The organism is Hydrocarboniphaga daqingensis (assembly GCF_900129825.1).
Classification (GTDB): domain Bacteria; phylum Pseudomonadota; class Gammaproteobacteria; order Nevskiales; family Nevskiaceae; genus Hydrocarboniphaga; species Hydrocarboniphaga daqingensis.
The window spans coordinates 147872-168653 of the sequence record NZ_FQWZ01000001.1 but is presented as its reverse complement, the minus strand read 5'-3'; the positions used below and the strand labels follow the sequence as shown (position 1 = coordinate 168653).

Below are 20782 nucleotides of genomic sequence, written 5' to 3'. Positions count from 1 at the left end.
AGACGGCGTTGCAGCGAACGGTATTTACGGTGCCGGCTGCGGATCAGACGCATCGCTGCGGCGGCCGCCGGCGCGCACCAGCGCGGCCGCGACCGGGTCGAACGAGGCACCCGGCCGGCGCAGCGCGGCGCGGCGCTGCTGTTCTTCGCGATCCCAGCGCTGCAGTCGCGCTTCGCGCTGCTGGTAGCGCTGACGGTGCTGCGGCGCCTGCTCGCGCGGCAGCGGCAGGGCCGGCGCCGGCTCGATCACGATGCAGTCGACCGGGCAGGGCGGCAGGCACAGCTCGCAGCCGGTGCAGTCTTCGGTGATGACCACGTGCATCAGGTTGGCAGCACCGACGATCGCGTCGACCGGGCAGGCCTGGATGCACTTGGTGCAGCCGATGCAATCGGCTTCGACGATGCGCGCGACGGTTGCCACCGGCAGCTCGTCGCCGCAGTCGGCGTCCAGCGGTAATGCTGGCCGGTCGAGCAGCGCGGCCAGCCGTGCGATGGTTTCCGCGCCGCCGGGTGGGCAGCGGTTCAGCGCCGCCTCGCCGTTGGCGATCGCTTCGGCATAGGGCCGGCAGGCCGGGTAGCCGCAGCGTGTGCACTGCGTCTGCGGCAGCAGCGCGTCGATCGCTGCCACCAGCGCCGGGTCGGGCGTCGCCGAGTTCATCGACGTGGCGCTGCTACTTGATCCGCATGCCGGGCTGCGCGCCGTCGTCGGGCATCAGCAGGAACGGCGCGCCGCCTTCGGTGCTCGCTGCCAGCACCATGCCTTCCGACAGGCCGAACTTCATCTTGCGCGGCGCCAGGTTGGCCACGCACACGGTCAGGCGGCCGACCAGTTTCTCGGGTGCATAGGCCGACTTGATGCCAGCGAACACCTGGCGCTTGCCGAGATCGCCCAAGTCCAGCACCAGGCGCAGCAGCTTGTCGGCCCCGTCGACGTGATCGGCCGATTCGATCCGTGCAACGCGCAGCTCCACCTTGCTGAAGTCGTCGATGCTGATTTTCCCGTCTCCTTGAGCGACAGGGGGCAGCGGTGACGGCGTTGAAGACGTGGGCTTGGCTTGCGCCTGCGCGTCCTTGACCCGGCCCTTCGCACCCGCCGTTTCTGCAGAGGAAGGGGTAGCGGCAGGGGCTTCTTCGGCCAGCATCGCCTCGATCGCCTTGGGCTCGATGCGCTGCGCCAGCGGCTCGTAGACGTTGATCGTGTGATCCAGCAGCGGCTTTTGTGCGTCGGCCCAGACCAGCGGCGCGATGTTCAAAAACGTCTCGGCCTTCGCCGCGAGCTTCGGCAGCACCGGCTTCAAGTAGATCGTCAGCTGGCGGAACGCGTTCAGAAAGCTGGTGCAGACCTGGTGCAGTTCGTTGGCGCGCGCCGGGTCTTTCGCCATCGTCCACGGTGCGAGCTTCTGGATGTCGCCGTTGGCGTCGTCCGCCATCAGCATGATTTCGCGGATCGCAGCGGCGTAATCGCCGGCTTCGTACAGCGCTTGCAGGTTGTCGGACTCGTCGGCGAAGTCGCGGAACAGCGTTTCGTCGTGCAGGTCGTCGGCGAGCTTGCCGCCGAACTTGTTGTGGATGAAACCGGCGCAGCGGCTGGCGATATTGACGTACTTGCCGACGATGTCGCTGTCGATGCGCGCCTTGAAGTCGGCGAGGTCCAGGTCGAGGTCGTCGACACCGCTGCCGAGCTTGGCGGCGAAGTAATAGCGCAGGTATTCGGCGTCCAGATGCTGCAGGTAGCTGCGCGCCTTGATGAACGTGCCGCGGCTCTTGCTCATCTTGGCGCCGTTGACGGTCAGGTAGCCGTTGACGTGCAGCTGCGTCGGCGTCCGGAAGCCGGCGCCCTGCAGCATCGCCGGCCAGAACAGGCCGTGGAAGTTGACGATGTCCTTGCCGATGAAGTGATGCAGTTCGGTCGTCGAGTCCGCGTCCCACCAGTCGCCGAAGCGCAGCCCTTCACGTGCGCACAGCGCCTCGAAGCTGGCCATGTAGCCGATCGGCGCGTCCAACCACACATAGAAGAACTTGCCGGTGGTGCCGGGAATCGGGAAGCCGAAGTACGGCGCGTCGCGCGACACGTCCCAGTCCTTCAAGCCGGCAGCGAACCATTCCTTGAGCTTGGCCACGACCGACGGCTGCGCCACCTCGTCGCTGAGCCAGCCTTCGAGAAAGCCCTGGAATTTGCCCAGCTCGAAGAAGTAATGCTCGGAATCGCGCATCACCGGCGTGGCGCCGGACACCACCGAGCGCGGGTTCTTCAAGTCGGTCGGCGAATACGCGGCGCCGCAGTTTTCGCAGTTGTCGCCGTACTGGTCGGCCGTGCCGCAGCGCGGGCACTCGCCCTTGATATAGCGGTCTGGCAGGAACATGTCCTTGACCGGGTCGTACAGCTGCTGGATCGTCCGCGCCGCGATCACGCCGCGCTCGGTCAGCCGCTGCCAGATCAACTCGCAATAGCGCTGGTTTTCCGGCGTATGCGTCGAGTGGTACTGGTCGTGCTCGATGCCGAAGTCGCGAAAGTCTGCTTCGTGGCGGGCCTTGATGTCGGCGACGAACGCCTCGGGCGCGACGCCGGCCTTTTCGGCAGCGAGCATGATCGGCGTGCCGTGCGCGTCTTCGCCGGCGACGAAGCGCACCTCGTTGCCCACCATTCGCTGGAAGCGCACCCAGACGTCGGTCTGCACGTAGCCGACCATATGGCCCAGATGCAGCGGGCCGTTGGCGTAGGGCAGGGCATGAGTGACGAGCAGCTTGCGCGGAGCGGTGCGGGGCATGGCGGCGCCGGGTAATTCGAGAGGGCCGCGAGTTTACAACGCCGTCTGGCCGCGTCGGACGTCAGACCGCGTTCAGATAGTGGCTCTACGGTGGCGCCGATCCATCCGGTTCGCAGAGGCCTCCGCCAATGAACATCAAAATCGGCGCCACGTTGCTCGTCTTGACGGCTGGCTTGTCGGCCGCGCCGTTGCCGGTGCTGGCCGACCCGCCGCCCTGGGCGCCAGCCCACGGCTATCGCGCCAAGCACCGCTACGTGTACTACCCGCAGCGCGAGATCTACTACGAGCCCGAGGCGCGCAGCTGGTTCTGGCTCGACGGCGGTAACTGGCGCGTCGGCGCCAGCCTGCCGGCGATCTACCAGCCCTTCGTCAGCGGCGGTGTTTCGATCGAGCTCGACACCGACCGGCCCTATACCGAACACCGCCAGGTGGTCGCCGAGTACGGCGGGCGCAGCGACGGCCCTGGAAAAGGCAACGGTCAGGGCAACGGCAAGGGCAACAAGGGCAAGCACTAGCGCCTCCCGCGTTCGGGTGGGTGCTGCCGCGACGGCTCGCCATATGATCAGCAAAACTGATCATATGGCGATGCCATGACGTCTGAACTGATCCCCGCCGAATTTCGCGGCAACCTGGGTTTTCTGGTCGCCAAGGCCAAGCAGCTGTTGTCCGATGAGCTGGATGTGGCGCTGCGTGACAGTGGGCTGCAGATTCGTCACTTCGCGGTGCTGAGCTTGATCCGGCGACGTGCCGGGCTGCGCCAGACCGATTTGTGCGAGGTGCTCGGCGTCGACCGCACGACGATGGTCAAAGTCGTCGATGACCTGGAAGGCGCCGGCCTTCTGCGGCGCGAACCGCACGCGGCCGATCGCCGTGCGCATGCGCTGCAGCTGACCGAGGCCGGCGAGCAGTGGCACAGCCGCACGCTGGTGCCGGTGATGGACCACGAACAGCAGTTCCTGGCACCGCTATCACCGGGCGAACGGGCCTTGTTGCAAGAGATGCTGACGCGCTTGGTCGACAGCGCATTAGTCCGCAGCGCCGATCAAAAGCTGGCTCGGCATCCATGACGTGCCGTCTGACGTTGACCGGCCGCTGCGCCGCCGCCGTGCTCGGTTTGGCCGGGCTGATGACGGCGCCGGCTACGCTGTCGCAAACCGGGTCGGCGACGCGCGCTGGCACTGCTGGCACCAGTACCGAGGCGCCGCTCGGCGTCCAGGCGCTGATCCAGCGCGCGCTGGGCTTGGCGCCGCTGCAGCAGGTCGCAGACGAAGACGTGGCGCTGGCCCAGGCGCAGCAGGACACGGCGCGAGCGGTGCTGAGGCCGCAGTTGGCGGCGCAAGTGTCGCAGCTGCGGCAGACCACCAACCCGGCGACGCTGGGTTTCGAATTCCCCGGCTTGCCGGACCTGATCGGCCCTTACAACGTATTCGATGCACGCCTCAAGCTGTCGCAGACGGTGCTGGACCTGGCTCGCAGCAGCGAACTTGCCGGCGCGGCATACGCTGTCGAGGCGGCCCGCGCCCAGGCCGAGGTCAGCGCCGAGCGCATCGCGGCCAACGTCGCGCTGGCCTACATCCAGCTGCTCGCTGCCGACCAAGCGCTGGCCAGCGCCGAAGCGGACCGGGTGCTCGGTGATGAGCTGCTGAGGTTGGCGCGCGACCAGAAAGCGGCGGGCGTGGCGTCGGGTGTCGACGTCGCCCGCGCCGAAACCGCACTGGCGCAGGACCGCTACGCGGTATCCGAGGCCCAGACGCGTATCGCGCAAGCGCGGCTGCAGTTGCAGCGTCTGGCCGTGCTGCCGATGGACCGCGACCTGCTGCTGGCCGGCACGCTCGACGCCCCGCCGTCGGCCGTCCGCGAACTCGGCATCACCCTCGAGCAGGCGCTGAACACGGCGCGCGCGACGCGCGGCGAACTGCGTGCCGCCGACGCGGCGCTGCGGCAGGCCGACGCGCAGCGGCGAGCGGCGCAGCGCCGCGTATTGCCGCGGATTTCGGCCGTGGCCGACTACGGGCTGTCGGCCAACACGCCGGCGCAGAACCGCGAAGATACGTATCGCTACGGCGCGGTCATCGACGTGCCTATCTACAGCGGCGGCGCGCTGCGCAGCGAAGCCTCGGCCGCCGAACACCGCTTGCAGCAGCAACGCCTGCAACTCGACGACCTGCGCCAGCAGATCGAGCAGGACGTGCGCCTGGCGCTGGCCACGCTGGCCAACAGCGCCGAACAGCTGCGCGCGGCGATCGCGGCGCGCGATCTGGCCCAACGCGAGTTGGAGCTTGCGCGCGACCGATTCGCCAACGGCGTTGCCAACAACGTCGACGTGATCAGTGCACAAGCCAGCCTGACGCGCGCGCGATCCCAGTTGATTGCGGCCAGCGCCGTGCAGCAGCAGGCGCGGCTGAACCTGGCGGCGGCACAGGGCCGCGCGCGGCACTTCGAGCTGTAGACCGACGGCACGGCCGGCGACCGCCGCCCGCGCTTGATCCACCGACTTTCATCCGAGCTGTTGCCATGACCGATACGCAAACCAGCCCGTCCGTCAGCAAGCCGCCGCGTTCCCGGCGCGGGCTGCTGATCGGCGTCGTCGTTGTCACCGTCGTCTGCGCGACGGCGCTGTGGTGGCGCGGGCGCGGCGTCGAGACCACCGACGACGCTTTCATCCAGGCCGACATCACGATGGTCGCGCCGCGCGTGCCCGGCACGGTCACGGCGGTCCACGTCGCCGACAACCAGCCGGTGCAGGCCGGCGCGCTGCTGTTCGAGCTGGACCCGGCCGATTACCAAGCGCGCCTGCGTCAGGCCGAAGCCAATCTGGCCGCGGCACAAGCGCAGCAGCTGGCCGCCGACGCCGATCTGCGGATCACCCGCACCAGCGCGCCGGCCGGTGTCGCCCAGGCCCGCGCCGCGCTGCGTGCGGCCCAAGCGCAAGCGCAGCGCGCGCAGGCCGACGTCGCGCGCTACGAGTCGCTGTACGCCAAGGACGAAATCTCGCGCCAGACGCTGGACCAGGCGCTGGCAACCGCGCGCGCCTTGCAGGCGCAAGCCGAGCAGGCCGCCGCGCAACTCGACGGCGCGCAGACCTCGCCGCAGCAGACCGCTGCGCGCGAAGCGCAGCTGGCCGCGGCTGGCGCGGCGGTGGCGCAAGCGCAAGCGGCGCTCGACCAAGCGCGGCTGCAGCTGTCGTATACGCGGATCACCGCGCCGACCGCCGGCCGCGTCACACGCAAGAATCTGCAGCCCGGATCGCAGCTGGCCGCCGGTGCGCCGGTGCTGGCGTTGGTCGGCACCACGCCGTGGATCGTCGCCAACTTCAAGGAAACCCAGTTGCATCAGATGCGCGTCGGCCAGCCGGTGGCGGTCAAGGTCGATGCGTATCCGGGCCGCACGTTCCAGGCGCGCGTCGACAGCCTGCAAGCGGGCACCGGCTCGGCGTTCAGCTTGCTGCCAGCCGAAAACGCCAGCGGCAACTACGTCAAAGTGGTGCAGCGCGTGCCGGTCAAGCTGCTGTTCGACCCGGCGCCGCCGGCCGATCTGCACTTGGTGCCCGGTATGTCGGTGGTGCCGCGCGTCAACGTCGCCGACGATGGCCTCGGCGCACCACTGGCTGCGGCGTCGGCACGCTGACATGAGCGCTGCCGCTGCGCCGTCGGGTACCGCGCCCAAGGCCACCTACCTGATCGCGTTCGTCTGCGGCATGGCGGCGTTCATGGAGGTGCTCGATACCTCGATCGCCAACGTCGCACTGGTCAACATCGCCGGCTCGCTGTCGGCCAGCCGCGACGAGGCGACCTGGGTGCTGACCAGCTATCTGGTCGCCAACGCGATCATCCTGCCGATGACCGGCTGGCTGTCCGACACGCTCGGACGCAAGCGCTACTACCTGGGTTCGATGGCCGTGTTCACGCTCGCGTCGGTGGCTTGCGGGCTGGCGCCGTCGCTGCCGGTGCTGATCTTCTTCCGCATCGTCCAAGGGCTGGCAGGCGGCGCGCTGCAGCCGGTGTCGCAGTCGATCCTGGCCGACTCGTTTCCACCGGAAAAGCGCGGCGCGGCGCTGGCCGTCTACGGCATGGCGGTGATCGCCGGTCCGGCGATCGGGCCGACGCTCGGCGGCTGGCTGACCGACCGCTACAGCTGGCACTGGATCTTTCTGATCAATCTGCCGATCGGCCTGCTGCTGATCACGATGGCGGGCCGCCTGGTGCGTGACTCGGCCGAACAAAAGGCCACGCAAGCGCGGCGCCGCGCCGACGGCGTTTCGATCGACTACATCGGTTTTGCGCTGATCGCACTGAGCATGGGAACGCTGCAGCTGATGCTCGATAAGGGCCAGCAGGAAGACTGGCTGGATTCGACGTTCATCCAGGCCTGCCTGGTGATCACCGTGGTGTCGCTGGTGGCGCTGGTGTGGCGCGAATGGCATCACCCGCACCCGATCGTCAATTTGCGGTTACTCGCCAATCCGAACTTCGCGGTGGCGAATCTGATCATCGCCGGCATGGGCGTGACGCTGCTCGGCAGCACGCTGCTGCTGCCGCAGCTGATGCAGACGCTGATGGGCTATTCGGCGCTCGATGCCGGCATCGTGATGTCGCCGGCCGCACTGATGACGCTGCTGATGATGCCGATCGTCGGTCGCATGAGCGGCAAGGTTGATCCGCGCGCGCTGTGCACGTTCGGCTTGATTGCGATCGGCGCGTCGATGGTGGCACTGGCGCATGTCGATCTGAGCATGTCGCAGACCCAGCTGATCTGGCTGCGCGTGTTCCAGATGTCGGGCGTGGCTTTCCTGTTCATCCCGGTCAATGCAATCGCCTATGTCGGCATCCAGCGCAGCGACATCGGCAGCGCGACGGCGATCATCAACCTGATGCGCAACATCGGCGGCGGCATCGGCATTTCGCTGGTCACCACGCACCTGGCGCGCGGCGCGCAAGCGCAGCAGGCGCAGATGATCGAGCGCGTCAGCGTGCTCGACCCCGCCTATCAGGCCACGATGCAGGCGCTGCAGGGCTTGGGCGACGAGGCCACGGCGCTGGCAGTGATCGCGGCGCGCGTCGCGCAGCAGTCGGGCTTGCTGGCGTTTATCGCCGACTTCTACCTGCTGGCGATCCTCGCCGTGCTGATGATCCCGTTCGTCTGGCTGACGCGGCGCGGCGATCCACTGAGCGCACCGCAACCGGGCGCGCACTGAGCCGGGGCCACGCGGCGACGCGCTGGCGCTAGACTTTGCGCCCCTCGCACCCACCCGCGTTGCCATGACCGTTTCCATCGATCCCAAGCTGCTGCCGCTGCTGTCCGAATACGTCGATCCGCTGATCGGCGTTGGCTTGGTCGAGGCTGGCGTCGTGCGCCGCGCCAGTGTCGGCTGGATGGGCGGCGCGACGGTCGAGATCGAGCTGGGCTTTCCGTCGCGCGATCATGCAGCGGCGTTGGCAGCAGCGCTGAGCGAGCGCATCACCGCGCTCGGGCTCAAGCCCAGCGTTGAGGTGCGCTGGCGCGTACAGCCGCACGCTGTGCAAAAGAACCTGCGTCCGCTGGCGCAGATCCGCAACGTGATCGCCGTGGCCAGCGGCAAGGGCGGCGTCGGCAAGAGCACGGTTGCGGTGAATCTGGCCTTGGCGCTGCAGGGCGAGGGCGCCCGCGTCGGCCTGCTCGACGCCGACATCTATGGCCCGAGCCAGCCGCGGATGCTCGGCACCAGCGCGCGGCCGACCTCGCCCGACGGCAAGATCATGAATCCGGTGATCGCGCACGGGCTGCAGTCGATGAGCATCGGTTATCTAATCGACGATGCGCAGCCGACGATCTGGCGCGGCCCGATGGTCACCAGCGCGCTGATGCAGTTGCTGACCGAAACCCGCTGGGACGATCTGGATTACCTGATCATCGACATGCCGCCGGGCACCGGCGATATCGCGCTGACGCTGTCGCAGAAGATCCCGCTGTCGGGCGCCGTGGTCGTCACCACGCCGCAGGACATCGCGCTGATCGATGCGCGCAAAGGCCTGGAAATGTTCCGCAAGGTCGACGTCGCCGTGCTCGGCGTGGTCGAGAACATGAGCCTGTTCTGCTGCCCGAACTGCGGCACGCAGACGGCGATATTCGGTAGCGGCGGCGGTGATCGCCTGGCCGCCGATACCGGCGTGGACGTGCTCGGCCGGCTGCCGCTGGACGCGCGGATTCGCGAGCAGGCCGACGGCGGCACGCCGACCGTCGTCGCCGATCCGCAGTCCGACGCGGCCGGCTTGTACCGCGACATCGCGCTGCGCGCCGTGGCGCGGCTGGCGCACGGCACGGTCACCGCGTTCCCGAGCTTGAGCATCAGCGACGACTGATCCGCCGGCCTGCTTAGGCCGGATTTCCTGTCGGGTACCTGCGGCCGCCGCCGCTATGCTCGGGCCGAATCAAAGCCGGGCATCCAGATCCGGCCTTCGACAGGGAGTGTTCAGATGCGGTGCAAGGAGAGGCGCCTCGGCGCCATGCGGTGGTGCTCGGTGGGCTTGTTGCTGCTGGTCAGTGCTTGCGGCAAGTCGTCATCGACGTCGAGTCCATCGCCGGTCGGCAATGGCGATGGCACGCCGGCCAGTCAGGGCCGTGTGTTCGTGATCAAGCCCACCGCCAGCGCGACCACCGATATGGTGGCGGCGATGGTGCAAGCGCTGCCCGGCGACGTAATCGAGTTCGACTGCGGCTATTTCGAGCTGGCGTCGGCGCTCCAGTTGACCAACACCGAAGACGTCAAAGTGCGCGGCTGCGGTCGTGACCGCACCGTGCTGTCGTTCAAGACCAGCACCACGCCCGAAGGCATTCTGGCGGTCAACGTGCGCGGCCTGACGGTGCAGGACCTGACCGTGCTCGACACCGGCGGCAACGGCATCGAACTGCGCAGCGTCGATCACGGCACGATCCAGCGCGTGCGCGCGATCTGGTCATCGGGTGGCGGACGCGCCAGCGCCACGCCGATCAATGCCGGCAACTACGCCCAGCGGCTGCAGGTGCCGTGTACCGACCCGGCTACGCAAAACCCGGACGTGGCCACCAATGCGCTCGGCGACATCCGCTCGCCGGACTACACGGTCAGCCGGCTGTCGGGTCGCTACGGCATCTACCCGGTCGCCTCCGAGAACATCCTGATCGATGACGCCGAATCGATCGGCGCTTCCGACGCTGGTATCTATGTCGGCCAGACCAACACCGCGATCATCCGCAACAGCCGCGCGGCCTACAACGTGTTTGGTTTCGAGATCGAGAACGTGCGCGGCGGCGAGTACGCCCACAATCTGGCCGAGTGCAACACTGGCGGGTTCCTGATTTACGACCTCGACAACCTGCGCCAGTACGGCGATCGGTCGCGGATGTACGGCAACGTCGCGCGGATGAACAACACGTACAACTTCACGTCGGGCGGCATCGTCGGCAACGTGCCGTCGGGCAGCGGCATGATCACCTTGTCGTACGACCAGATCGACATCTTCGACAACGAGTTCAGCCACAACAACACCGCCGGCATCATCCACACCAGCTACGAGATTTTCCCGGCGGGCGCGGGCCGCCCGGCCGAGAACCGGATCGACTGGTACACCGAAGGCCTGCATATCTGGAACAACCGCTTCGTCGACAACGGCAACCATCTGCCGCTGCCGACGCCGCAGGACCTGATCGCGCAGGACGTCGCCAAGTTTCTGCCGGCAATCGTCGGGCTCAAGACCCAGGCGGCGTGCCTGCTGCCGCAGAATCTGGCGACCTGCCTTGCGGTCGGTCCGATCAGCTTTCGCGGCGCGCACATCCTGTGGGACGGCTTGCTGGACACCTACCACGCCAACTGCGCGTATCCGCGTGATGCCAATGGCGAGCCAGTGCCGGCCGATGCGCGCGGCAAGCCGCTGTACACCAACGAAGTGCCCGATCCGGGCTGCCAGTACAACGCCTACAAGTTCGACACGCAGGCCAGCGGCGCGCCGCGGATCAAGCCGGATTGGTTTTCGTGCATCGACAACGACAATCAATTCTCCGGCGATAGCCTGGCGTTCTCGAACTTCCACGGCACCAAGGGGCTGGAGTTGATCGTCAGCAGCCAGCTCGACCCTGCGGCGCTGCTGCAATTCCCGGCGAGCCTCGATCGCAGTCCGCACGACTGCCAGGCGCAGTACGGCCGCACGCTGACCCCGTTGCCGCCGGTCGTGATTCCGCCGTTCGTCCGCAGCGGCGACTACGACCCGGCGCCGGCGGCCGCTCTGGTCGAGCGGCTGTGCAGTGCCACCGTCGCGGCCGGTCAGATCAATGCCGAGGCCGCGCGCGTCAACTGCCCGACGCTGGATCAATACCACCTGTTCGACGACGAGCAGGACCCGACCAGCCTGCCGCGCGGCAACGGCGTGCCGTATTCGCTGAACACCAAGCTGTTTTCTGACTATTCGGTGAAGTACCGCGTCGCGTACTTGCCGCCCGGCACCAAGGCCGTTTACCAGGATTCGACCACCAACGGCGTCAACGCCACGCTGGTGTTCCCGGTCGGCACGATCATCGCCAAGACCTTCTCGTTCGCCGACGAGCGCAGCGGCACTGAGACGCCGGTCGAAACGCGGCTGCTGATCAAGCGCGTCAATTCCCGCAACGTCGCGCGCTGGGACGGCCTGCCGTACATCTGGGGTACTGACACCGCCACCGGTCGCCGCGTGGCGCGGCTGTCGATGGGCGGCGGCAGCGCCAGCGTCGCCTGGGACCACACCGACGTCGATTCCGGCCTGCACCACACCGGCAGCAGCGCCAGCTACGGCATTCCGCACGCCAACCAGTGCCTGAGTTGCCATTCCAGCGAGGACGCCGAGGCCGGCGCCGCGCCGATCGGTCCCAAGGTGCGCTTCCTGAACCGGCCCTATGCGCCGGAGAGCCGTCGCGCCACCGGGCAGAGCCGCCATCCGGTGGCGGGCCAAAACCAGATCGCCTGGTGGTGTGGGGCCGGGCTGATCGCCGGCTGCCCGGCGGAACTGGGTGTCGACATGCGCCAGATCGCCGCCAAGCTGGAGCGCATCCCGACCTTCAACAAGCCGGGCGACGCAGGCTTTGCCGCCAATTCGCCGCAGGACATCGAAGCGCGCGCCCGCGCCTGGCTCGAAGTCAATTGCCAGCATTGCCACAACGTGCGCGGTTTTGCGGCCAGCACCGGGTTCTACCTGGATTCCAAGCGTCCGGTCGACATCAGCTACGGCATCTGCAAGCGCCCGACGGCGACCGGCCAGGAAGGCAGCGGCGGCCGCACTTACGACATTCATCCGGGCAACGTCGCCGATTCGATCATGGCGTTCCGGATCGGTCCGGATGCCAAGGTGCCCGCGGCGCGGATGCCGCCGATTGCGCGCAGCGTCGTCGACGAGGAGGGCAGTGCGCTGATCCAGCAATGGATCGGCACCGTCGTCACCGCCGACGAGTCCCGTTATCCCGGCTCGACCAGCTGTACGCAGTAGCCGGGCGCGCGGCGGCGGGGTTCAGCCCGCCAGCCGCGCGGCCAGCGGCGCCAGCATCCACAGCGCGGTGGCGGCGACCAGCGCCGCGTTGCCAAGGTTGAAGGCGCGCCGCAGTCGCGGCTGCGACAAGTGGCGTCGCAAGCTCGATCCGGCGATCGCCCACAGCGAAATGCAGGGCAGGTTCATCAGGCAGTAGACGCCGACCAGCAGCGGTGCGCGCAGCGCCGGCGACACGTCGGCCGCCAGTGTCAGGCCGACGCCGGACGCGGCCATGCCCCAGACCTTCGGATTGACGAACTGGAAGGCCACCGCGCCGATCAAGCTCATCGGCTGGGCCGCATCGCCGTTGCGGCCGTCCAGCGGCTGGCGCGGATCGGCGCAAGCAGTGAGTCGCGCCAAGTGCAGCAGATACAGCGCGCCGGCCAGCGTCAGCAGCGTCTGCAATACCGGCAGGCTCGCCAACAAGGCGGCGAGGCCGAACCAGGCCAGCAGCAACACCAAGGCCAGGCCCGCGCTGACGCCAAGGCAGTGCGGCAACGTGCGGCGCACGCCAAAGCGCAGCCCCGACGACAGCAGCATCAAGTTGTTCGGCCCCGGCGTGATCGACGTGCCGAACGCCAAGGCTGCCAGCTGCGCGGCCAAAGCCGCGGCGCCGGACGTGATCGTCAGCGTTTGAGGGTCCATCGCATCGCTCCATGATCGTGAGGTGCGGCACGATAGACGCGTGCTGCGGACCGATACAGATACAGCCGCTCGCAATCGCGACCAGTACAGTTGCTGGTGTCCACCGATGCGGCAATGGCCTAATGACGCCACCCGGCATGCTGCCGATACACGACCCATCCGATGCCCGCCGACGACTCGCCGACCGGACTGTCCCAGCCGTTGTACCTGTGCGTCGCCGATGAACTCGGCCAGTTGATCGCGCAAGGACAGCTCGCGGCTGGCGAGCGGCTGCCGTCGGTGCGCGAGCTGTCGCAGCGGCGTGGGCTCAGTCCGACGACGGCGCTGGCCGCGCTGCGCGCGCTGGAGCAGCGTGGTTGGGTCGAGGCGCGGCCGCAGTCGGGCTATTACGTGCGTCCGAAGCTGCGACGGCTGGCCGAGCCTGCCACCAGTCGCCCGCCATCGGCAGCGCGTCCGGTCACGGTCGGCAGCATCGCCGCCCGCTTGCTCGCGGCCAGCAATGAGCCGGGCATCATCGGCTTCGGCGCGGCGATTCCAGAGGCCGACTGGTATCCGGTCGCCACGCTGCAGCGGCTGGCATCGCAAGCAGCGCGACGTCACCGGCTGCTGATCGGCGAATACAGCCCGTTTTTCGGCCTGCCAGCGCTGCGGCACCAGATCGCACGCCGTTACGCGGAACTGGGCATCGCTGTCGACGACGACGAAGTGGTGATCACCAACGGCTGCATGGAAGCGATCAATCTGGCGCTGCGCACCGTCGCGGCACCCGGCGCCGTGATCGCCGTCGAATCACCGACGTATTACGGCCTGCTGCAACTGATCGAAGCGCAGGGCATGCAAGCGCTGGAGATACCGACGCACGCCCGCGACGGCTTGTCGGTCGAGGCGCTGGCCACCGCGCTGACCGGGCCTCAGGGCGCGCAGATACGCGCTTGCGTGGTCACGCCGGCGTTCTGCAATCCGATCGGCGCGCTGATGCCGGAAGCCGCGCGCGAGGCTCTGGTCGCGCTGTGCCGGCAGCATCGGATCGCGCTGATCGAAGACGACGTTTACGGTGAACTCGACTTTGCCGGCCAACGGCCGCTGCCGGCGCGTTACTGGGATCGCAGCGGCAACGTGCTGCTGTGCGGCTCATTTTCCAAGTCGCTGGCGCCGGGTGCGCGGATCGGCTGGCTGTTGGCCGGCCGCCATCGCGACGCGGTGCGGATGCGCAAGTTCACGACATCGGCCGGCACCGCGCTGGTGTACCAGCACGCGCTGTCGGCGTACTTGGAGACGCAGGCGTATCCGCGTCATCTGGTGCGCCTGCGGCGGCTGTGTGCAACCAACGTGGCGCGCTACATCGAGGCGATCGAGCGCTACTTTCCAGCGGGCACGCGCGTGACGCGGCCCAGCGGCGGCTTCGTGGTGTGGGTCGAGCTGCCGCGCGGCACCGACACGCTGGCGCTGTACGAGCGGGCGCTGTTTCGGCGCATCAACTTTGCGCCGGGGCCGCTGTTTTCGGCCAGCGGCCGCTATCGCAACTGCCTGCGGCTGAACGCCGGGCGTCAGTGGACGCCCGATGTGGACGGCGCGCTGCAGGCACTGGGCCGGCTGGTCGAAGCCGGCTGAGATCGCGCCGTCCGCGGGCCATTGCCGCGGCGGCCCGGTAGAATCCGCATCCCTGCCGTTCCCGCTTCCTTCTTACCGACACAGGCTGCCGCAAGCATGAGCATCAAGTCCGACCGCTGGATCAAACGCATGGCCCGTGACCACGGCATGATCGAGCCGTTCGAAGACGGGCAGGTGCGCGCCAATACCGGCGGCAAGATCGTCAGCTACGGTGTGTCCAGCTACGGCTACGACGTGCGCTGCGCTGACGAGTTCAAGATCTTCACGAATATCAACTCGACGATCGTCGACCCGAAGAACTTTGACGAAAAGACCTTCGTCGACGTCAAGGGACCGGTCTGCATCATTCCGCCGAACAGCTTCGCGCTGGCGCGCACGGTCGAGTACTTCCGTATTCCGCGCAGCGTGTTGACGATCTGCCTGGGCAAGAGCACTTACGCGCGCTGCGGCATCATCGTCAACGTCACGCCGCTGGAACCCGAGTGGGAAGGCCATGTGACGCTGGAGTTTTCCAACACCACGCCGCTGCCGGCGAAGATCTACGCCAACGAGGGCGTGGCGCAGATGCTGTTCCTCGAATCCGACGAAATCTGCGAGACCAGCTACCGCGATCGCGGCGGCAAGTACCAGGGCCAGACCGGCGTCACGCTGCCCAAGACCTGATGCGCCGCGCGCGGCGCGCCTGGCGCCGCGTCAAGCCACGCTTTCGGCGCTATAGCGCGCCAGCAGGCCGCTGCGGATCGCCCCCTTGAACACGGCGGCAAACAGCCAGCACGCCAGCGCGATCTGCACCAGCGCCAGCACCAGGCCGCCGATCAACTCGGGCATCGAAAATCCCTGCCCGGCGACGACGCTGCGCAAGCCTTCGAACACGTAGGACGGCGGCAGCGCGCGCCCGATCGCCTGCATCCAGCTGGGCAGCGTATCCAGCGGGTAGAACACGCCGGCAAACGGCGACAGCAGCGCCGGGATCGGCCACACCAGCCATTCCGATGCCGGCCCCAGGCGCAGCACCATCGCACTGGCGAAGATGCCCAGCGCGATGCCGAACAGAAACAGCACCAGCAAGTAGGGCACCAGCAGCAGGCCGAGCATGGCGAACGACAGCCCGAACACGCCGCCGGCCAGCGCCAGCATCACCGCCAGCCCGATCAAGCTGGCCAATACGCTGGTCAGCACCAAGCCGCCCAGGTAGCTGCCGACCGATAGGGGCGACGCGAACAGATTCAGGAAATTGCGTGACCACACGTCTTCGAGAAACGCAGTGGTCACGCCCTGCATCACGCGCGAAAAGAAATCCCACAGCAGCACGGCGCCGAGCAGCGTCGCGGTGAAGTCCGGCACGCCGTCGCTGACGCGCGCCAGATACCGCGCAATGAAGCCCCACAGCACGATGTCGACCGCAACCCAGGCAAAGATCGGTAGCACGCGCGTCGGGCTGCCGCGCATCAAGTACAGCTGACGCAGCGCAATCGCATATAAAGCAGGCCAGCGGATCATGCGCCTGCCTCGCGCTTCGGCGCCGTTGCGCCGGGATCGCGCGCCAGCCGCACGAACAAGTCTTCAAGCGAGGCGGCGCCGTGCTCGGATGCGAGCGTGCGCGGGTCGCCCTGCAGCAGCACGCGACCCTGCGACAGGATCAGCACGCGGTCGCAGACATCTTCGACCTCGGTCATGTTGTGCGACGTCCACAGAATGCCGCCGCCTTGTTCGCGCGCGATGCGCTGGATCTGCAGGCGGATATCGCGTGCGGTGGCCGGGTCCAGCGACGCGGTGGGTTCGTCGAGCAACAACAATCGCGGCTGGTTCAGCAGCGCTTTGGCCAGGCACACGCGCGTCTGCTCGCCGCTCGACAGCACGCCGCAGCGCGTATCGCGATAGGCGAGCAGGTCGAACTGCTGCAGCAGCCCGTCGATCCGCATCTGCAGCGGCCGCACCCCGTAGATCAGCCCGAAGATCCTCAGGTTCTGCTCGACCGTCAGATTGCCGGGCAACGGCGCATAGACGGCCGCGAAGTTGGTTGCCGACAGCGCGCGGCGGCGCTGGCGCATCACGTCATGGCCGTCGATCAGAATCTGGCCACGGCTGGCCTCCAGCACGCCGAGCACCATGTTGATCGTCGTCGTCTTGCCGGCGCCGTTGGGGCCGAGCAAGCCGACGATTTCGCCCGCGGCGACTTCGAAGGAGATGTCGGCCACGGCGATCTTGCTGCCGTAGTGCTTGTGGACGTTCGCAACCTGCAGGACCGGGCGCGCCGTCGCGGCGTGGGTAAGTTTCATCGCAGCGATCTTGCCATGGGCCTGATCGTGGCAACGGATCGCGTCAGTCGGCGCCGACCGCGTAGTCGCGCGAGTACAACAGGGTCGGGCGCGGGTCGCTGCCCAACTGGATCACGCGCTCGAACGCCAGGCCCAGCTTGCCGATCACCGCGATGGACGGCTCATTGCCTGGCGAGACGATCGCCAGCAGGCGCGTTAGTCCGTGGCGCTGGCGGCCTTCGGCGATCACGGCGGCCGCCGCTTCGGTGACATAGCCCTGGTTGCGAAACGCCGGCAGCAATGCAAAGCCGATATCCGGTGCCGGAAGCGTGTCGCGCCGGATCAGCCCACACAGTCCGATCGGCGTGCCGGTGTCGCGTTGCTCGACCGCATACAGCCCGTGGCCATACAGGCGGTAGCTGCAGCGAGGGCCGTTCTCGATGTAGGCGACGGCGTCATCGAGTGTTCGGACTTGTTTGTCGCCGATGTAGCGCAGCCAGTCTGCATCGTTGACCAGGGTTTGGATGAAACCGGCGTCGGACGGCGTCAGGCAGCGCAAGCGCAGCCGCGCGGTTTGCAGCGGTGGCGGGTCAGCAGCGACGAGCGGCGACATGGCAGGACTCAGCGGCGGACGGGCCGTCACGATAGCGGTGGGCGGCTATGGCGTGAACCAGCTCATCACGACGTCGGGCGACGGCAGAGCAGCGCCGGCTGCGAGCCACAGCCCCGCCAGCAGCAAGTAGAAAGGGACTTGCAGCGCCACCACGGCCAACGCGCGCGTGACGGTGGTTCCGAGGCATATCGACAGCAGCAGCACGGCCGCCACGATGGCGAGCGGCAGATGGACCCAAGGCTGCGGCAGCAGCCGCGCAAGACCTTTGGCGGCGAGCAGTGACGCGGCGACCCCTAACGTGCAGAACGTCATGCCCACATAAGGCATCCGGACGATCTTGGCAGCCAGCAGTACCGGTACGGCCAGCAGTGCGCTGAGCAGCAGGTAGCCCAGCAAGGACATCAGCAGCGGCATGAAAAGGCTCCAGAAGTGGAAAAGCTGGAACGACGGAATGGAACGTTCGAAAGTGATGCCAAATAGTCAGTGAGCCTGTCGAAACGGCGCGGTCGGTCGTAACCGGCTCCGATACTAAAACGATTCTCTGCGGGTTGATATTCTGCAAAAAATGATCCAACGGCAGATAAAGTGCACGAGTGTTCTGTGACGAAATACGTCTTGTATAGATACTTAAGATTAAAAGAAAAGTGTCGTTCAGATCGTGATGATGACGTCACGAAACATCTGATTTGGGCATCACCGACCAAGGTGTCTGGAGATGCGTGCTGCAGTCGGACTGGCTTGCGCTGGCGCGGCCGACCCGCTACAAACCGCGGCCTCGATACGGGGCGCTGACGCGAAGGCTGTCGAACGTGGAATTTCAGTTGCTGGGCACCTCGGCCGGCGCGCGGCGTGGGCGCATGAGCTTTGCTGGTCGCGGCGTCGTCGAGACGCCGGCCTTCATGCCGGTCGGCACTTACGGCTCGGTCAAGGCGATCTCGCCGGAAGAAGTCCGCGACAGCGGCGCGCAGATCCTGCTCGGCAATACGTTTCACCTGATGCTGCGGCCCGGCGATGAGCTGATGAAGCGCCTCGGCGGCCTGCATCGCTTCATGAACTGGAGCGGCCCGATCCTGACCGACTCCGGTGGGTTTCAGGTATGGAGCTTGTCGGGGCTGCGCAAGATCACCGAAGAGGGCGTCAAGTTCGCATCGCCGGTCAACGGTGACCGGCTGTTCCTGTCGCCGGAACGCTCGATCGAGGTCCAGCACGCGCTGGGCTCCGACATCATCATGCAGTTCGACGAATGCACGCCGCATCCGGCGACCGAGCGCCAGGTCCGCAAGTCGATGGAGCTGTCGGCGCGATGGGCGCAGCGCTGCAAGGACGCGCATGCCGATCATCCCGGCGCACTGTTCGGCATCGTGCAGGGCGGCATGCTGCCGGCGCTGCGGCTCGAATCATTGCAGCGGCTGACGCAGATCGACTTTCCTGGTTACGCCATCGGTGGCTTGTCGGTCGGCGAATCCGAAGACGAGCGACTGCAGGTGCTCGATGCGGTCGGCCCGCATTTGCCGGCCGATCGTCCGCATTACTTGATGGGTGTTGGCACGCCGCGCGACATCGTCCAAGCCGTCGGCCGTGGCGTCGACATGTTCGACTGCGTGATGCCGACCCGCAATGCACGCAACGGCCATCTGTTTACCAGCCAGGGCGTGATCAAGATCCGCAATGCCCGCTTCCGCGATGACGACGGCCCGCTGGATCCGAACTGCGACTGCTACACCTGCCGCAATTTCTCGCGCGCCTATCTGCATCACCTCGATCGCTGCAACGAGATGCTCGGCCCGCGTCTGAACACGATCCACAACCTGCGCTACTACCAGAGCGTGATGACGCGCTTGCGCAGCGCGATCGAAGCGGACCGCTACGAAGCCTTTGCAGCCGACTTCATCGCATCGCCGGAAGGCGCGCCGTCCAAGGTGGCGCGCGTCGCGGTGCCGGCAAGCTCGCCGCCAGAGGCGTAGCCCGTTGGTCGCGCCTCGCCGCAATCGGTGACGGCGCAGGCGCTATCGGCAAGACATGATGACCGCCGCCCTCGATGACGGCGGCGGGCGCTGCCGTGATCGCGGTTAGAGGCGCTGAATCAGATGCGCAAAACGGGGCCCAAAACGAAACTGGGCACCCGAAGGTGCCCAGCGTACGACTTGCAGAATGGCTCCCCGGGACGGGCTCGAACCGCCGACCCAGTGATTAACAGTCACTTGCTCTACCGACTGAGCTACCGGGGAAAGGTCGCGGATTCTAAGGACTAATCGGCAGTGCTGCAACGCTTTTTTTGAACTGGTCAGAGAATCGCCAGCCGAGGTTCTAAAGCCCTGGCCAGCCGCTGAGCACGCGCTTGCCGATGCTGCGCCCGGATTCCAGTTCGGCATGCGCAGCGCGCAGCGTCGCGGCGCAAATCGGCTGGTCGTGATCATGCAGCGTGGTCCGCAGCGTGCCAGTGTCGATCCAGGCTGCGATGCGCTGCAGGATGCGCCCTTGCTGCTCCATGTCGGCCGTGCGGTACATCGAGCGCGTGAACATGAACTCCCAGACGTGGGTCAGGCTCTTGTTCTTGTAGAGGCTCTGGTCGAGCGCCTGACGGTTCTCGACGATGCTGCATGCCTTGCCGCGCGGGCGCAGCAGTTCAGCGCAAACGCCCCAGTACTGGTCGCTGCTGGCACAGTTGAGGATGTAGTCGACCTCGGGCACGCCGAGCGCGGCCAGTTGTGGCGGCAGCGGCTGGCGATGGTCGACGGTTTCGGTCAGGCCCAAGGACGCGACCCAGGCGCGTGTCGCGTCTCGGCTGACGCTGCCGATCACGCGCAGACCGGCGAGCCGCGCCAGTTGCAGCGCGATCGAGCCGACGCCGCCAGCAGCGCCGATGATCAGCAGGCTCTTGCCGGCGTCTCGCCCGCCGTCGACGTCGATGCCCAGACCGTCGAACAGCGCTTCGTACGCCGTCAGCGCGGTCAGCGGCAGCGCGGCCGATTCGGCAGCGCTGAGCCGCTGCGGCCGCAGCGCCGCGATCCGAGCATCGACGCACTGGCGCTGCGCATTGCAGCCGGGGCGCGTCAGGTCGCCTGCGTAATACACCGCGTCGCCCGGCTGAAAACCGCGCACCTCGCGTCCGACGGCGAGCACCCGCCCGGCCGCATCCCAGCCCAGCACGCGCGGCTGTGGTTCGGTACGGTCCTTCGGTGCGCGCACCTTGGTGTCGACCGGGTTGACGCTGATCGCCTCGACATCGACCAACAAGTCGTGCGGGCCCGGTTCCGGCTCGGGCAGTTCGACGTCGAACAAGGCCTGCGGGTCATCGATCGGCAGGTATCGGGTCAGGGCGACGGCTTTCATGGCGAAGGCTTTCCGGTCGGCAGCAATAAAAAGGGCCGGGCGGTTCCCG

18 protein-coding genes and 1 tRNA gene are annotated in these 20782 nt (G+C 67.2%); 10 read left to right on the top strand and 9 right to left on the bottom strand.

The genetic code is table 11. The features are described from left to right. Nucleotides 1-24 precede the first annotated feature (24 nt). Nucleotides 25-657: an RnfABCDGE type electron transport complex subunit B gene (locus tag BUB09_RS00725; RefSeq protein WP_072892837.1), complete on the bottom strand. Its 633-nt coding sequence runs from the start codon at nucleotides 655-657 to the stop codon at nucleotides 25-27. Nucleotides 658-670: 13 nt separating this feature from the next. Further along, on the bottom strand, nucleotides 671-2767 hold the full coding sequence (gene metG, locus BUB09_RS00720) for a methionine--tRNA ligase (protein WP_072892835.1): 2097 nt from the start codon (nucleotides 2765-2767) through the stop codon (nucleotides 671-673). A gap of 128 nt (nucleotides 2768-2895) precedes the next feature. Here metG and BUB09_RS00715 point away from each other — a divergent pair, with 128 nt between their 5' ends. The 7 genes from BUB09_RS00715 to BUB09_RS00685 all read left to right on the top strand — a co-directional run bounded on the left by BUB09_RS00715 (nucleotide 2896) and on the right by BUB09_RS00685 (nucleotide 12234). Further along, nucleotides 2896-3282 carry a hypothetical protein gene (locus tag BUB09_RS00715; protein ID WP_072892833.1) on the top strand — a complete coding sequence of 129 codons (387 nt, stop codon included), beginning with the start codon at nucleotides 2896-2898 and terminating at the stop codon, nucleotides 3280-3282. A 75-nt stretch (nucleotides 3283-3357) separates the two neighbouring features. Further along, nucleotides 3358-3834, top strand: coding sequence for a MarR family winged helix-turn-helix transcriptional regulator (locus BUB09_RS00710; RefSeq protein ID WP_072892831.1), 477 nt, complete (start codon nucleotides 3358-3360; stop codon nucleotides 3832-3834). Continuing rightward, complete coding sequence (locus tag BUB09_RS00705; protein WP_072892829.1) at nucleotides 3831-5216, top strand: TolC family protein; 1386 nt, start codon at nucleotides 3831-3833, stop codon at nucleotides 5214-5216. Before BUB09_RS00710 ends, BUB09_RS00705 begins: the two co-directional genes overlap by 4 nt. A 65-nt stretch (nucleotides 5217-5281) precedes the next feature. Continuing rightward, nucleotides 5282-6394: an HlyD family secretion protein gene (locus BUB09_RS00700; RefSeq protein ID WP_084083048.1), complete on the top strand. Its 1113-nt coding sequence runs from the start codon at nucleotides 5282-5284 to the stop codon at nucleotides 6392-6394. Between the two features lies 1 nt (nucleotide 6395). After that, nucleotides 6396-7961 (top strand): DHA2 family efflux MFS transporter permease subunit, encoded by a 1566-nt coding sequence (locus BUB09_RS00695; RefSeq protein ID WP_072893935.1) that lies wholly within the window; start codon nucleotides 6396-6398, stop codon nucleotides 7959-7961. A gap of 64 nt (nucleotides 7962-8025) precedes the next feature. Then, nucleotides 8026-9105 carry an iron-sulfur cluster carrier protein ApbC gene (gene apbC, locus BUB09_RS00690; RefSeq protein WP_072892827.1) on the top strand — a complete coding sequence of 360 codons (1080 nt, stop codon included), beginning with the start codon at nucleotides 8026-8028 and terminating at the stop codon, nucleotides 9103-9105. A gap of 159 nt (nucleotides 9106-9264) precedes the next feature. Further along, entirely contained in the window at nucleotides 9265-12234 is a 2970-nt protein-coding gene (locus tag BUB09_RS00685; RefSeq protein WP_245793044.1) for a parallel beta-helix domain-containing protein, read from the top strand. Between the two features lie 21 nt (nucleotides 12235-12255). On the opposite strand, the gene BUB09_RS00680 is transcribed toward BUB09_RS00685, so the two are convergent. After that, nucleotides 12256-12918 (bottom strand): LysE family translocator, encoded by a 663-nt coding sequence (locus BUB09_RS00680; protein WP_072892823.1) that lies wholly within the window; start codon nucleotides 12916-12918, stop codon nucleotides 12256-12258. 162 nt (nucleotides 12919-13080) lie between these two features. Here BUB09_RS00680 and BUB09_RS00675 point away from each other — a divergent pair, with 162 nt between their 5' ends. Further along, a complete protein-coding gene (locus tag BUB09_RS00675) occupies nucleotides 13081-14529 on the top strand; it encodes an aminotransferase-like domain-containing protein (RefSeq protein WP_072892822.1) in 1449 nt (482 codons plus the stop codon). A 96-nt stretch (nucleotides 14530-14625) separates the two neighbouring features. Then, entirely contained in the window at nucleotides 14626-15192 is a 567-nt protein-coding gene (gene dcd / locus BUB09_RS00670; protein WP_072892820.1) for a dCTP deaminase, read from the top strand. Between the two features lie 30 nt (nucleotides 15193-15222). Here dcd and BUB09_RS00665 read toward each other — a convergent pair whose 3' ends face one another. Genes BUB09_RS00665 through BUB09_RS00650 form a run of 4 tightly spaced genes read right to left on the bottom strand, consistent with a single transcriptional unit; the run spans nucleotide 15223 to nucleotide 17814 of the window. Beyond that, a complete protein-coding gene (locus BUB09_RS00665) occupies nucleotides 15223-16029 on the bottom strand; it encodes an ABC transporter permease (protein ID WP_072892818.1) in 807 nt (268 codons plus the stop codon). After that, the gene (locus tag BUB09_RS00660) at nucleotides 16026-16808 is read right to left on the bottom strand and encodes an ABC transporter ATP-binding protein (protein WP_072892816.1); all 783 of its coding nucleotides are present in this window, start codon (nucleotides 16806-16808) and stop codon (nucleotides 16026-16028) included. The genes BUB09_RS00665 and BUB09_RS00660 overlap by 4 nt, the downstream gene beginning before the upstream one ends. Before the next feature lie 43 nt (nucleotides 16809-16851). Then, a complete protein-coding gene (locus BUB09_RS00655; RefSeq protein ID WP_072892815.1) occupies nucleotides 16852-17400 on the bottom strand; it encodes a GNAT family N-acetyltransferase in 549 nt (182 codons plus the stop codon). 45 nt (nucleotides 17401-17445) lie between these two features. After that, nucleotides 17446-17814, bottom strand: a complete 369-nt coding sequence (locus BUB09_RS00650; RefSeq protein WP_072892813.1) for a hypothetical protein — start codon at nucleotides 17812-17814, stop codon at nucleotides 17446-17448. A gap of 395 nt (nucleotides 17815-18209) precedes the next feature. Here BUB09_RS00650 and tgt point away from each other — a divergent pair, with 395 nt between their 5' ends. Next, nucleotides 18210-19364, top strand: coding sequence for a tRNA guanosine(34) transglycosylase Tgt (gene tgt, locus BUB09_RS00645; RefSeq protein WP_072893932.1), 1155 nt, complete (start codon nucleotides 18210-18212; stop codon nucleotides 19362-19364). Between the two features lie 188 nt (nucleotides 19365-19552). On the opposite strand, the gene BUB09_RS00640 is transcribed toward tgt, so the two are convergent. Together BUB09_RS00640 and BUB09_RS00635 are read right to left on the bottom strand one after the other, a co-directional pair. Continuing rightward, nucleotides 19553-19628: transfer RNA gene (locus tag BUB09_RS00640), tRNA-Asn, on the bottom strand. A gap of 79 nt (nucleotides 19629-19707) precedes the next feature. Then, a complete protein-coding gene (locus BUB09_RS00635; RefSeq protein WP_072892812.1) occupies nucleotides 19708-20733 on the bottom strand; it encodes a zinc-binding alcohol dehydrogenase family protein in 1026 nt (341 codons plus the stop codon). Nucleotides 20734-20782: the final 49 nt, after the last annotated feature.

Excerpts from the sequence above, each read along its gene's own strand:
- BUB09_RS00665 (WP_072892818.1), bottom strand. The coding sequence starts at position 16,029 with ATGATCCGCTGGCCTGCTTTATATGCGATTGCGCTGCGTCAGCTGTAC.
- BUB09_RS00675 (WP_072892822.1), top strand. The coding sequence starts at position 13,081 with ATGCCCGCCGACGACTCGCCGACCGGACTGTCCCAGCCGTTGTACCTG.
- BUB09_RS00725 (WP_072892837.1), bottom strand. The coding sequence starts at position 657 with ATGAACTCGGCGACGCCCGACCCGGCGCTGGTGGCAGCGATCGACGCG.
- BUB09_RS00695 (WP_072893935.1), top strand. The coding sequence starts at position 6,396 with ATGAGCGCTGCCGCTGCGCCGTCGGGTACCGCGCCCAAGGCCACCTAC.
- metG (WP_072892835.1), bottom strand. The coding sequence starts at position 2,767 with ATGCCCCGCACCGCTCCGCGCAAGCTGCTCGTCACTCATGCCCTGCCC.
- BUB09_RS00635 (WP_072892812.1), bottom strand. The coding sequence starts at position 20,733 with ATGAAAGCCGTCGCCCTGACCCGATACCTGCCGATCGATGACCCGCAG.
- BUB09_RS00660 (WP_072892816.1), bottom strand. The coding sequence starts at position 16,808 with ATGAAACTTACCCACGCCGCGACGGCGCGCCCGGTCCTGCAGGTTGCG.
- BUB09_RS00710 (WP_072892831.1), top strand. The coding sequence starts at position 3,358 with ATGACGTCTGAACTGATCCCCGCCGAATTTCGCGGCAACCTGGGTTTT.
- BUB09_RS00650 (WP_072892813.1), bottom strand. The coding sequence starts at position 17,814 with ATGCCGCTGCTGATGTCCTTGCTGGGCTACCTGCTGCTCAGCGCACTG.
- apbC (WP_072892827.1), top strand. The coding sequence starts at position 8,026 with ATGACCGTTTCCATCGATCCCAAGCTGCTGCCGCTGCTGTCCGAATAC.
- BUB09_RS00700 (WP_084083048.1), top strand. The coding sequence starts at position 5,282 with ATGACCGATACGCAAACCAGCCCGTCCGTCAGCAAGCCGCCGCGTTCC.
- BUB09_RS00715 (WP_072892833.1), top strand. The coding sequence starts at position 2,896 with ATGAACATCAAAATCGGCGCCACGTTGCTCGTCTTGACGGCTGGCTTG.
- BUB09_RS00705 (WP_072892829.1), top strand. The coding sequence starts at position 3,831 with ATGACGTGCCGTCTGACGTTGACCGGCCGCTGCGCCGCCGCCGTGCTC.
- BUB09_RS00655 (WP_072892815.1), bottom strand. The coding sequence starts at position 17,400 with ATGTCGCCGCTCGTCGCTGCTGACCCGCCACCGCTGCAAACCGCGCGG.
- BUB09_RS00680 (WP_072892823.1), bottom strand. The coding sequence starts at position 12,918 with ATGGACCCTCAAACGCTGACGATCACGTCCGGCGCCGCGGCTTTGGCC.
- dcd (WP_072892820.1), top strand. The coding sequence starts at position 14,626 with ATGAGCATCAAGTCCGACCGCTGGATCAAACGCATGGCCCGTGACCAC.